Source organism: Desulfobacula sp., assembly GCF_021107415.1.
Map to the genome: position 1 here is coordinate 1 of NZ_JAIOSW010000024.1, position 12,876 is coordinate 12,876.

Annotated in this window: 11 protein-coding genes; 8 read left to right on the forward strand and 3 right to left on the reverse strand. The window is 39.9% G+C overall.

The window, feature by feature from the left end; translation table 11 throughout:
* Positions 1-1,799: IPT/TIG domain-containing protein (locus tag K8S13_RS01235; protein ID WP_291459818.1), on the reverse strand; the 1,799-nt coding region annotated here is incomplete at its 3' end.
* A 434-nt stretch (positions 1,800-2,233) separates the two neighbouring features.
* Between K8S13_RS01235 and K8S13_RS01240 the strand changes: the two genes are divergently transcribed.
* The 8 genes from K8S13_RS01240 to K8S13_RS01275 are packed head-to-tail and all read left to right on the forward strand — an operon-like array spanning position 2,234 to position 10,946.
* Positions 2,234-3,682 carry a hypothetical protein gene (locus K8S13_RS01240; protein ID WP_291459819.1) on the forward strand — a complete coding sequence of 483 codons (1,449 nt, stop codon included), beginning with the start codon at positions 2,234-2,236 and terminating at the stop codon, positions 3,680-3,682.
* 10 nt (positions 3,683-3,692) lie between these two features.
* On the forward strand, positions 3,693-4,229 hold the full coding sequence (locus K8S13_RS01245; RefSeq protein WP_291459820.1) for a general secretion pathway protein GspM: 537 nt from the start codon (positions 3,693-3,695) through the stop codon (positions 4,227-4,229).
* Position 4,230: 1 nt separating this feature from the next.
* Positions 4,231-5,100: a type II secretion system protein GspN gene (gene gspN, locus K8S13_RS01250; protein ID WP_291459821.1), complete on the forward strand. Its 870-nt coding sequence runs from the start codon at positions 4,231-4,233 to the stop codon at positions 5,098-5,100.
* Positions 5,097-5,960 (forward strand): type II secretion system protein GspC, encoded by an 864-nt coding sequence (gene gspC / locus K8S13_RS01255; protein WP_291459823.1) that lies wholly within the window; start codon positions 5,097-5,099, stop codon positions 5,958-5,960. Before gspN ends, gspC begins: the two co-directional genes overlap by 4 nt.
* Positions 5,961-5,989: 29 nt before the next feature.
* A complete protein-coding gene (gspD, locus tag K8S13_RS01260; protein ID WP_291459825.1) occupies positions 5,990-7,981 on the forward strand; it encodes a type II secretion system secretin GspD in 1,992 nt (663 codons plus the stop codon).
* A 10-nt stretch (positions 7,982-7,991) separates the two neighbouring features.
* A complete protein-coding gene (gspE, locus tag K8S13_RS01265; RefSeq protein WP_291459826.1) occupies positions 7,992-9,683 on the forward strand; it encodes a type II secretion system ATPase GspE in 1,692 nt (563 codons plus the stop codon).
* Positions 9,667-10,020 (forward strand): membrane protein insertion efficiency factor YidD, encoded by a 354-nt coding sequence (gene yidD, locus K8S13_RS01270; RefSeq protein WP_291459827.1) that lies wholly within the window; start codon positions 9,667-9,669, stop codon positions 10,018-10,020. Before gspE ends, yidD begins: the two co-directional genes overlap by 17 nt.
* Positions 10,017-10,946 (forward strand): hypothetical protein, encoded by a 930-nt coding sequence (locus K8S13_RS01275; protein ID WP_291459828.1) that lies wholly within the window; start codon positions 10,017-10,019, stop codon positions 10,944-10,946. The genes yidD and K8S13_RS01275 overlap by 4 nt, the downstream gene beginning before the upstream one ends.
* 3 nt (positions 10,947-10,949) lie before the next feature.
* Here K8S13_RS01275 and gspF read toward each other — a convergent pair whose 3' ends face one another.
* Together gspF and K8S13_RS01285 are read right to left on the reverse strand one after the other, a co-directional pair.
* Positions 10,950-12,185 (reverse strand): type II secretion system inner membrane protein GspF, encoded by a 1,236-nt coding sequence (gene gspF, locus K8S13_RS01280; RefSeq protein WP_291459829.1) that lies wholly within the window; start codon positions 12,183-12,185, stop codon positions 10,950-10,952.
* A gap of 113 nt (positions 12,186-12,298) precedes the next feature.
* On the reverse strand, positions 12,299-12,876 hold a 578-nt coding region (locus tag K8S13_RS01285), incomplete at its 5' end, for an SGNH/GDSL hydrolase family protein (RefSeq protein ID WP_291459831.1).

Here is a 12,876-nt window from a genome sequence, read left to right on the forward strand (position 1 = left end):
CGGTAAAATCCGTTTATCATCAAAGTGGCATCAATGGTACCAAGAATACCGTCAATAATACTTTCCGTACCGGATGCAATGGTTGAATAATCAACCGAATAGTCAGGGTTGACCACACCGAGTTCAAGACTGTAGCTGACAAGACCCAGGTCGGATGCAGTTCCGATCACATCCATTTGTCCGCCGATCTCATCGTCCTCTGCGGGTGATGAAATGGCAACAATGGGGGCACCGTCATAAATAAATGCCACTTCATTGCTGGGCTGGCTTGCAACGGTCACAGTTAAAGATCCGGTTGATGCCCCGGTTGGAATTGTAACAATAAGGGTATCAATGAGGCTGGTATCGGTGACACTCTGAACAACAGCAGAGACCCCGTTAAACAGGACAATATTGTCCCCGGGTAATGCGCCGAATTCATATCCCCGTATGGTTATGGTATCGCCTTCTTCACCATTATCAGGTGTGATACGGGTGATCAGAGGAACGCCCTGGAGCAAAAAGAGCAGGGAGTTGCTCATCATGGAGCCGCGGTCTGCCCTGACGGATAAAGGGAATAGAAGACCGGACGGGATGGTCACGGTCAGTTCGCTGGCTTCTGCATTGACTGATTCTCCGGAGACGATTGTCTCTGTACCGTCAGTTCCCTTGAAAATAATGGAGTTGTTACCGGCTGAAAGGTCAAACCCGGAGCCGAAAAGAGTGAGGGTTTCACTTGCCGAAGCAATATAATAAGAGGATATGGACAGCGTCGGATTAAGGATCTCCCGAGCCATGACTGCTTCAAAAATTCTGGAATGATCATCTGCATCAATAGTTTGGTCCCCGAAAGGCCCTCCGTCAACGGCTGGTACCGGAGAAATATCCGCCAGGACAAGGTCAAGGGATTCTTGGGTTTGCCTGGTTTCAATCATCGTTTTTGTAAGGACATACTGGTCCTGGATATTCACCTGGCCGTCATTATTGAGATCACCAAGGAATCTGCCGGTTTCAAATGCTGTTCCTGCAAGGGTGAAACTGAATGCCGAGCCCGAAGACAAGCTGTCGGCCTGATTAAAAACAGCTTCATTGCCTTTGTCTCCGGCTATATTCTCTATTCCGACCGTTGCAGAGTTTCCGGTCACCAGGGGGGATATGGTCAGGCCGCTGCCATCGATCATGGAAAGATAATGATACTGGATTTCATTGTTTTCTTCAAAAAGAACCACTTGAAAGGTAAGTCTTGAATCCGGATCTGATTTCAAGGGTACATCTTTGTATTCAACAATAAAGCGCCTGTTCGGTGCTGTTCCTTTGGTTTCAAAAAAGATACCGGAAGAAGGATTTAATTCCGGGTTGAGATCATCCCAGAAAGGGGCAATCAAGGCATTGGGGACATCTGTGGACGGGATCAGAGTATTATCAGGGCTGATGATGGAGGAAAAACTTAAGTATCCGTTGGAAGTAATTGTTATTTCAGTAAAAATGGTGTTGTAAAACCTGAAGTTAAACCCGATGGGAACACCTGAGATACCACCTTCATCGGAAAGGGCCAGCTCGGCTCCGGTGCTTGAAATATCGATAAAGTTATTCGGAATTTTGTTGGTTGTATAATCATTCAAGTCAGGAGGAACGCCTGCATGGGCATTGGAAGGAGACAAAAGGGCAGATGTCAGAAAATTAACTGCTCTTACAAGTCTGTCCGGGTTGAATTCAAAAGTATAGACCTGCGACAGCTGCCAGAAGGGTATGCCCTGAACGATCATGACCCAGACAAGGACCTTAGCAATAATTCTATAAAATCCTTTTTTCAAATCCATATCTCCCCCTTAAAATATACCTGACCGGTTTTAATAGTTTTGCATATCATCCATAGTATAAGAAGCAAATTATGTGCCATTTGTTTGCTGAATGATACGCCTTGAATAGCAGTATTTATGGTTTTTTTGGGTAGTTTTTTTCTAGAACAAAAATTACATATTGTGAAAAAAAGTTCCTAAAATTAGGAACTTTTTTTCACAATCTTAATGAAGGCCTTTTTATTATTTAATATGGATAATCAATAGTGTTGGAAGATTCTTAATGCCCGGCATAAATCTTGCTTTTCTGGTTATTAATAGGTATAGAAAAGGATGATTTTGTATGTCACTTGACAAGGGATGATATGAAAAGGTTATAGAACTGTCTGAAAAGGAACGCGGTTTGATTGCACTATTACCGACTCAAGTGATATTTTTAAAAAAGGAAATAATTGATGGCAGGGTCTTTTTTGCATCTTGAGCTTGATAATTTGGGCATAAAAGCCATGATTGTTGAGCAAAACTATAAACAGACTTTTATCAAAGGGGATTGCCATATCCTGTTTGAAGACCTGCCTGACTCAGAAGAAAACATAGACCCTTTTGATGCCGGCATGGATAGGGTTGCCCAGCAGCTTGATCTGGAAATATGTTCTACAGCCGTCATCTTTGTGTCGCCGCTTTTGGTTTGTTTCAGAAGCTTAGAGCTTCCCTTTGATTCAGAAAAAAAAGTAAAGCAGGTTCTGCCATTTGAACTTGAAACTCTGTTGCCGGCGGTCAATGGAACCTATATTTCAGATTTTCATATGCTGGATACTTCAGGTGAATCAAATTTGATTTTAAGTGCCTCCATTGTTGAATCGCAGGTTGAAAAATATTTTTCAAAACTTGGCAGTTTCGGCATTAAACCTTTGATTATTGCTCCCGGGGGATATGCTGCTGCCGTTGAATTTTTAAAAGAGCATAAAGATATTTCAACATTTATTTTTCTTGATATTAGAGATTCGGCAAATACCTTAGTGATGGTGAACAACCGAAAACCCTGTGCTGTGCGCACTTTTTTACCTTCCCTTAGTTCCCCTGAAGAACTTGCCATATCCGTCCAACAGACAATCATTGGATTTAATCAAAGAACAGGAACTGACATTTCGTTTGATATTTTCATCAGCTCTGATAAAGACACTCCAAATATAGAAAGTATTTATAATGTCCTGGAAAAGACATTGGAATACCAACCCAGGCTAAGATCTGTTGAGCAAGGCCTTCAAAAGGCACTGACAAAGGAAAACATAAATTCCAATGCATTATTGCTAAGTATTTCACCGGATAAAACCGTGAAATATCAATTTAATTTCTGTAAAGGAAAGTATGGCACAAGTTCGTTTTTAAAGACATATTTTTCCAATATTGCAGCCGGCGTTGCCCTTTTATTATGTGGTCTTGCTTTATTGATGTTAACGACAAGCTTTGATAACTCAAAGCTGGGAAAAAAAATTGCTGCCATTGATAACAATGCACGTTCCATTTTTATGGCAACTTTTCCAGATAAAAAAAAGATCCAGGACCCTTATCTTCAGATGAAAGCAAATGCCCGGGCGGCAATTAAAAAATCCGGTGCAGCAGGGGATAAAGATCAATTCATCAAAAATAAAAATGTTAAAATAGTGGACATCATAAGCGAACTTTCTAAAAGAATTGCTTCTTCAATAGATGTGGAGATCTCAAGGTTTTTATTCAATAATGGGCGGTTGGTATTATCAGGGTCAACAGATAACTTTAATAATGTGGACAATATTAAAAGCAAAATAGAATCATCAGATTTGTTTGAAAAGGTCAGCATAAGCAGTGCGGCAGCTGATAAAAGAGGGGATAGAGTAAACTTTAAATTTATTATTGAAATGTGAAAAGATTATAATGTTTGATTTTTCTAAACGTGAAAAAAGTGTTTTAATATTCGGGATTACCTTTATAGTGCTGTTTTTTGGTTTCCAGCTTGGGATTTCCCCTGTTTTTGAGAAAAGGGATACCCTCAAGCGAATATTAAATGAAAAGCAGGTCGCTCTTGAAGAAATGGTTAAGCTTCAGCAGCAGTTTCTGGTTGTTTCAAATAATTTTGATTCAAAAACCCATGTTTTAACAAATAGGAAAAAGGATTTTTCCCTGTTTTCTTTTTTGGATTATCAGGCGCAGCAAAGCGGTGTAAAAGAGAATGTGGCATATATGAAGCCATTTACAAAAAAACTTGAGAAATCTTTGTATACACTTGCAACAGTTAAGGTCAAACTCAAGGAAGTGTATCTAAAAGACCTGGTTGATTTTCTTTATCATATTGAATCCTCGAAAAATGGTGTTACCATCACTTCCCTGTCATTATCAAAGGCAGGAAAAGAAAAAGTAAAACTTGATGCGGTTATTGAAACTCAAACTCTAATGCAAAAGGACAAGGCATAATATGAAGCTAAAACCTATTTTGCTTTATATCCTCTTTTTTATGGCAGCATTTATTGTTTTTGCTTTTCTCTTATTTCCCCAAAAAGAGGTTGCTGCAACCCTGTCTCGTTCATTAACAGATCCGGATTCAACTATAGTATTGACCATTGATAATGTTCGCCCTGGTTTTCCTTTTAAACTAAAGTTTGAAAATACAAAGCTGTTGCTTGGCCGGAACACACAAATTATACTGTACTCCTTTGATGTGTTTTTAGATATATTTTTCATATTTAACGAAGAGAAACACATAAGAATTCATTCGGATTTATACCAGGGCTCTGTCAAAGGCAGCCTGCGCCTGGACAGCACCAATCCATTTTTGTTTTCAGAACCTGAATTTTTCATGTCCGGAGTAAAAATAAGAGATTTCAGGTATAAGACAGGTCTTGCAGATATTGCTTTAAATTGTGAACTGAGTGGCGAATACAAACAAATTGAGGCTGCGGATAAAAGAGATTCAAGACAGGGATTGATTCATATTCGTAATTTTTCTGCAAAAATGAATCAATCCCTGTTTAATACACTGAATTTGCCTGTAATTGATTTTTCAGATATTGAGCTTGAATTCACACAGCAATTGAAAGCTGTAACTCTGATACAGTGTACGGCTAAAGGGCCAAGTATTAATGTAAAGCTTAAAGGAAATATCGACATTGTTTTTCCTGTACAAGAAAGCCGGCTGAATCTTACAGGGGCAATCCTGCCGGATTCTCCTTATCTGGCAAAATTTGTAAACATGGCAGCATTAAAAGCAAAGGTAAAAAATATTTCAAAAGATGGAATAAAATTTAATATTAATGGGACGTTGAAGAATCCAAAAATAGGGATATGAAATACTTATTTGTCATAATATACCTGCTCCTGATTGCCGGTATTGCATATTTTTGTGTTGATTATATGTATAAAAATCTAATGCCTGAAGGTTTTACAGCACTTGAAAAGTATTCTGCCGGCACCCTGTCAAAAAACATCAGCCCCCAACAGGCAAAACCTGTTCTCACCAAGAATCAATACGATATCATTGTGACAAGAAATCTTTTTAAGGTTGAAATTGAAAAAAAAGAAGAACCTGTCGAAAACCAGGAAACAGGGGATCAAGAGCCTGAAAAACTTGAGGCAACAACTCTGAAGCTGGTTTTATGGGGAACGGTGACAGGGGAGTCTGAAGTCTATGCCGTGATTGAAGATAAAAAAGTACGCCAGCAGTCCTTATATGAAGTTGGGGATTCAATCCAGGGAGCAAAAATCAAAAAAATTTTAAGGCATGAAATCATTCTTAGTTATCAGGGTAAAGACCAGGTACTTGAAATGGAAACAGATGATAAAAAAGTTTCAAAATCCAGAAGTCCTGCAGAAAAAATGAAAATTAACCCAATATCCATTAATAAAGCATTGATTGATGATTCACCGGACAATATCAGTGCCTTGATGAGACAGATTAAATTCAGACCGCATTTTACAGAGGGTGAGTCGGATGGGCTCATGGTCTATGGGATAAGGCCCAATTCTGTATTCAGGCAGATGGGTTTAAGAAATGGTGATATTATAAAAGATATTAATGGAACGCCCATTGTATCAGCCGAGGATGCTTCAAGTCTTTTTAGCGAAATTAAAGAGGCAGACACTGCCAGGGTTACTTTGCTCAGGCGCGGGAAGATAAAAGAGCTGGTTTATCAAGCCAAGGGTAGCTAGTCATTGAAAAATAAAGGAGATGAATGATAATGTTTTATAGCAGAAGGTTGGTATTGCCAATTTTTATTTTGTATATTTTTTGTACAGCCTTTCTGATTTTTCCTTATGACGGTTTTGCTGCAGAGCCTTCAGAACAAGCCAAAGCTGATTCCAAGTATGTATCAATTGATTTTAATAATGTTGATATTAATGTATTTATTAAATTTATAAGCAAGCTGACAGGTAAAAATTTTGTTGTGGACAGCAGGGTCAAAGGGAATGTCACCATCATATCCCCGACGAAAATATCGGTTAAAGATGCCTACAAAGTTTTTGAATCAGTACTTGAAATCAATGGATTCTCCACGGTTGAGTCAGGAAAAGTAATAAAAATAATTCCCACGCCTAAAGCAAAGGCGGATAATATTGATACAAAAATTGCAACCGGCCCGGCACGGCCGGAAACCCTTAAAGATAGAATTGTAACAAGATTGATTCCCCTTGAATATGCAAGATCGGATGAATTGAAAAATTTATTTACCCCTCTGGTTCCCAAGGGGAGCGTTGTCCTTTCGTACCGCGATACCAACATGCTGATTGTAACAGCGACACTTTCAAGCATTAACAGGCTTTTAAAAATTGTAGAAGTTATTGATGTACAGAGTATTGGAAAAAAGATATCAGTGATTCCTGTTAAATTTGCAGATGTAAAAAAAATGGTTCAAAACCTTTCTTCGATCTTTTCTGCCCGGATAAAAGGGACAAAAGGGAAACTGAATACAGATCTCGTTGTAAAGTTTGTGGCTGATGAAAGGATAAACTCCATCATTATTCTGGCAAGCAAGGTGGAAACCGACAGGGTTAAGCAGCTGATAGCCATATTGGATCAGGAAGTCCCCAAAGGCGAGGAAAAGATCCGTGTATATTATCTTGAGCATGCATCTGCTGAGAATCTTGTAAAAGTATTGCTGGAGATCCCCACAAAGGATAATAAAAAAGCAGTCCCCGGCCAGAAAAGAGCACCGATTTTATCTACCAAAGTGAAAATTATGGCAGACAAAGCCACCAATAGTCTCATCATCATGGCGGACAAAGAGGATTACCCGGTACTGGAAGAAGTGATCAGCAAACTGGATATCCCCAGGGCAATGGTTTATATCGAATGTCTTATTATGGAAGTAAATGTGACCCGGGGTCTGAACGTAGGGACAGAGTGGAAAACCGGCGTGGATTTTGACAGTGAGAATAAAGTCGCTTTCGGTGGATTTGGCGGCACAGGGGACAGCGGGTATGCAAACCTTGGCGGGCTTATCGGATCAGGATCATTTCCCAAAGGATTCTCTGTGGGGGTTCTGGGTAAGACTTTTAGTATCGGTGGTATGACCTTCCCAAATATCCAGGCGGTGATACAGGCATTTCAAAGTGATAAGGACGTTAACATTCTTGCCAATCCGCAAATCTTAACCACTGAAAATGAGGAAGCTTCCATTACAGTGGGTAAGAACGTTCCTTTTCAAACACGATCAGCCGCAGATTCAGGTGCTGAAACCTATAGTTCCTTTGAATATAAAGATGTGGGGATCAGCCTTAAAATTACTCCCCAGATCAGTAAGGATCGACTGGTAAGGCTGAATGTATACCAGGAGCTGACAAAGCTTGATACCGTGAATCAGACAAGTCCGGACCGGCCGACAACCTTTAAACGGCAAATCGAAACAACCATTATTGTGGAAGATGGCAACAGTGTTGTCATAGGGGGGCTTATTGATGAGGCGTTGACAAAAACTGAATATAAGACTCCCTGTCTTGGTAATATTCCGGGTCTGGGCTGGGCTTTTAAAAATATATCAGAGGGGATAGATAAAACAAACCTCTATGTTTTTTTAACACCCAGGGTCATTAAAAATTCCCTTGAAGCTGATGAAATTTATAAGGAAAAAAAGAAAAACATTGACAACGTTAAAAAGGGAGAGGTTTTTTTATACGAGAAAATCAATAAATTAGGCAAAAAAAAAGAAGATAAAACAAAAATGACGGATTAAAAAAAACTCAATGATTGATGAATTTATACATATAATTGAAAAAAAGGCTTCTCTTTCAAAGGAAAATAGTGAAAAGATTAGAAGTGCCTATGCTAAAGACCGATACAGGCTGATTGAAACCACTATTGAAACAAAGCTTGTCCTGGAAAATGAAGTCCTTGATACCTTAAGTCTACTTTACTTAATTCCTTTTAAAGAAACGCTTGTCATGGAAAATGTCAGGGATGACTGGACATCAATGATTTCAAGACAGTTTTTGAAAAATTTTTGTATCGCACCCCTGGTAAAAGAGGGAAGCCGCTCCATCATTGCTGTCAATGATCCATCGGATCTCAGCCAGGTCGATGATGTTGCAGCACTTCTTGAGCTTGATGAGTATTCACTGGTGCTTGCCCCAAAAGGTCAGATTTTGTCAGCAATTAATGCCTTGTACGACCGATCCGGAGAAAGCGCTCAACAACTTGTTGAGGATATGGAAGACAATGGATTTACAAATATTGATGATTTTAATCATACGGCAGATTTGCTTGACGATACAAGTGATGCTCCGGTCATCAGGCTGGTGAATCATATGATATCCCAGGCTGTTAAAGCAGGGGCAAGCGATATCCATATCGAACCGTTCCAGGACGTTCTAATGGTCAGATACAGGATAGATGGCCTTCTTTATGAAATGCTCAATCCACCCAAGGGGGTACAGGCTTCCTTGATATCGAGAATCAAGGTTATGGCAAAGATGGATATTGCCGAAAAAAGAGTTCCCCAGGATGGAAGGGCACAGGTAAGAATCGGGGATCAGGAAATTGATATTCGTATCTCTACTGTTCCCACATCCTATGGCGAGCGTCTGGTCATGAGACTGCTGAATAAATCCGGATATTTACTCGAGTTTTCAGAATTTGGGCTTTCCAGTGAAAATTATAAGCTGATAGGTAAAATTATTCGCCAGAACAATGGCATCGTCCTTGTTACAGGCCCCACAGGAAGCGGAAAAACAACAACGCTTTATGCAGCACTTTCACAAATCAACTCTTCTGATAAAAATATTATCACCATTGAGGACCCTGTGGAGTATAAGCTCAAGGGAATTGGTCAGATCCAGGTGAATGCAAAAACCGGGGTCACTTTTGCAAGAGGATTACGGTCCATTGTCAGGCAGGACCCGGATATTATACTTATCGGGGAAATAAGGGATCTTGAAACAGCAGAAATTGCTATTCAATCTGCCCTTACCGGCCACCTTGTTTTTTCAACACTGCATACCAATGATTCAGCAGGTGCTATTACAAGACTTGCGGAACTGGGTGTTGAACCCTATCTTATATCTTCTTCTGTAAAAACAGTGATTGCCCAGCGCCTGGTAAGAGTTCTTTGTAATAATTGCAAACAGGAATACAGGCTTGCCCCATCTCATATCAAGTCCCTGAATGGTGCCGGTGAAAAATACATCGGGGAATATGTGTATGAGCCCAAAGGGTGTTCAAAGTGTTTTAACACCGGGTATTCGGGCAGGGAAGCTATTTTTGAAATCATGGTCATGGATGATACATTAAAAAGTCTTGTCCTGGAAACATCTGATTCCAACCGGATAAAGGATGCCGCCTTAAGATCAGAGATGATAACACTTCGTCAGGATGGCATGTCAAAAGTACTCAAGGGGATCACATCCATAAGAGAGGTCCTTCGTGTTACCCAGGAATAAGATTATATTAATTTTTACTATCTTTTTTATTTTCTTTTTTTGTGAAACGCTATTTGCTCAGGATCAGAATTTTTTATTCAGATTTTACCAGGAACATATATCAGTGGTGGATGGAAACAGATGTTCAATGTATCCTTCATGTTCAAGATATGCATCCCGGGTCTTTAAAAAGCATGGGCCGGTAATAGGCTGGATCATGACCTGTGACAGGCTTGTCCGCTGTGGAAGGGATGAATCCAATATTTCAATGAAGGTCATTGTGAATCATCAGGAATTAATTTATGACCCTGTGGGGGCTAATGATTTCTGGTGGTTTAAAAAAGAAAAAAAAGAATGAATTTTCGATATTCATATATTCTGATATTGATCATCATTCTGAATCAAAATAGTTTTGCACAGGAAAAACAATTAATTATCACGTCAGGCATGCAGTATGAGTACGCCCAAAAGCTTTTTAATGAAAAAGACTATGAAACTGCCATGGTTGAGTTTAAAAGGTTGATTCATTTTTTCCCTGACTATGAACACAAAGACCAGGTAGAATTTAATATCGGGATTTGTTTGTTTAATTTAAAAAAATACCATGATGCAGCCCGGGTGTTTAATGAGATTATCATAAACGGCAAAGAAAACGATTTTACAAAAGAAGCCTGTTTTTTCCAGAGCAGGGCATTTATGAACCTGGGGAATAACGGATATGCTCAAATTGTCCTGCAAAATTATCTTAAGCTGGTTGAAGACAGGGAAACAAAAGACAGGATTTATTTTAACCTTGCAAAAATCCATCTGACAGAAGCCAGGAACGGCGAACCTGACTCTCTGATTCTTGCCCGAGAATATTTATCAAAAATATCCAGGTCAGGTGCAAATCAATACAATTCAGATCAGTATCTTGATTTGATTATTAAAGTAGAGGATGCGCCCAAAAAGAATCCCGGGGCTGCGGGACTTTTTGCCATTATTCCGGGTGGCGGGTTTCTGTATTGCGAAAGATATCATGATGCATTGGTCACATTCTTATTGAATGCCGGTCTGATTTTTGCTGCCTATGAGGCCTATGATCATGATAACAAGGCTCTGGCCGGTGTGATCGGATTTGTGGAAACAGGTTTTTATACCGGCAATATTTATGGTTCCATCTCCTCTGCACACAAATATAATCGAGCTCAGACAATCAAGATCCTGAATCAGGATTTTTCCATTAGTTCAAAGTTTGATTTGGAAAGAAAAGGGTATGAATTATCATTTAATTATAAGTTTTAAGCTTTATTGAATGAGCTGATTTATTTCAAAAATCGGCAGACAGATGGCAAGAATAATACCGCCCACCACAACACCCATTACAAGAATGATAAGCGGTTCAATCAAAGCAGTGGCGGCGGTGACAGCAGTTTGAACATCTTTTTCAAATAGATCAGCTGTTTTTTCCAGCATTTTTTCCATCTGGCCGCTGGTTTCTCCGATTTTAATCATTTGCGATGCAAGGTATGGAAAAGCAGTGCTTTGGGCAAGAACTTCACCCAGTTCTCCTCCCTGTTCAACCGTTTCACAGGCTTTAGAGATAAGTTCATATATCACCATGTTTCCTGCAATACTTTTGGTGATATCCAGAGCTGTCAACATGGGGACGCCATTATCCAGCAAAGATCCGAGAGTCCTTGTAAACCGTGCTGCAATGTTTTTTTTCAAAAGGGTTCCGATGATGGGCAGCGAGATTAACAAATTATCAATAAAATAGCCGCCTTTTTGAGTTTTTCGTATCAGGAAAATGAGGAATAAAAAGAGAAAAGGTGCCAGAACAATCCCCCACCAATAGGACTTGAAAAAAGAACTGACGGAAATAAGAATAATGGTGGGTAAAGGCAATGTGTGGTTCATGTCCGAGAAAATATTAACGATTCCCGGTACAACATAGGTTAAAAGGATGATCAAAACACCGAATCCGATAAAGGACATTAAAACCGGATAGGCGAGCGATGCCTGGATTTTCTTTTTTGAATCTTCTTTATTCTCGGTAAAATCCGCAAGCCGTTCCAGAACAATTTCCAGGGTTCCCGAAGACTCTCCGGCATTTACCATATTAATAAAAATAGGTGAAAACACATTGGGATAGAGTGCCAGGGCTTTGGCAAAGCTGCTGCCTTCTTCAATGGCGTCTTTCACTCTTGAAAGCACTCTTTGCATGGTTTTTGACCGGGTCTGGGGAATCAGTGTGCTCACAGCCTTAACCAGGGGAAATCCGGCAGACAAAAGAGTGGACATCTGTCTTATAATCATGGACAGTTCAGACGAGCTGACTTTTGAAAACAGTGTGAATCCACTGAAAAAAGAGGGTGTTTTTTTTTCTTTGGCGGTCGAGTCGGACTCAATTTTATTGAGCAAGGTAGGAAAAATATTTTGCTGTCGTAATTTAGATTTTGCAGCAGAAGTACTTTCAGCATCAAGGATGCCGGATACTTTTTTTCCTTTGCTGTTTAACGCCTTATATTCAAATACCGCCATAATGAAAAACCTCTGGACTGTTATACCTGATCCAACACGATTGTCAAAATAAAAAAAGCACTGCAGCTTGTGCAGTGCTTTTCAGCTTCTAATTGAAAATAAAACAAAAAGTGTTAATGTGTTTTTCTTTTGATCCCCACGAGGAAAAGCAGACCGGAACCCAGCAGCCATATGGCAGCCGGAACCGGAACGGCATCAGTCGCATACTCAGCTAGTATCATGTGGGCTTTTGTGGTGGGATGGACATCATCCCAGAACATGTAATCTCCGGCAAGCCCCCAGGCATAGAATCCGTTCTCAAGATAGCAGTTATCAGTTACATTGCCAAATTCTCCCATCATGTCATACATGATTTGCTGAACATCCATTTCAAAAATAGTGGCACTGACACCTGAAGCCGCAAGCGCTTGATGGAGGTAAAAGTTAAATCCATTCGTTAATGCCGTTAAACCGGCTCTCTCAGTTGGCGATAGAAGGTATGCACCAGGAGTGATACCCAGATCCGGCATGTTTGGAACAAGGATATGTTGTGCTCCAAAACCATCCAGGGCTTGAACAGCACCTATGATGTTATCAACCGATGAAATGGGATCCATACTGCCCTGGAAAAAATCATTCGGCCCGGCCCAGACTGTAAAAAGGGTATTATTATAATTTGTAAACCCTGAACCTGAAAACATACCGACTTGCA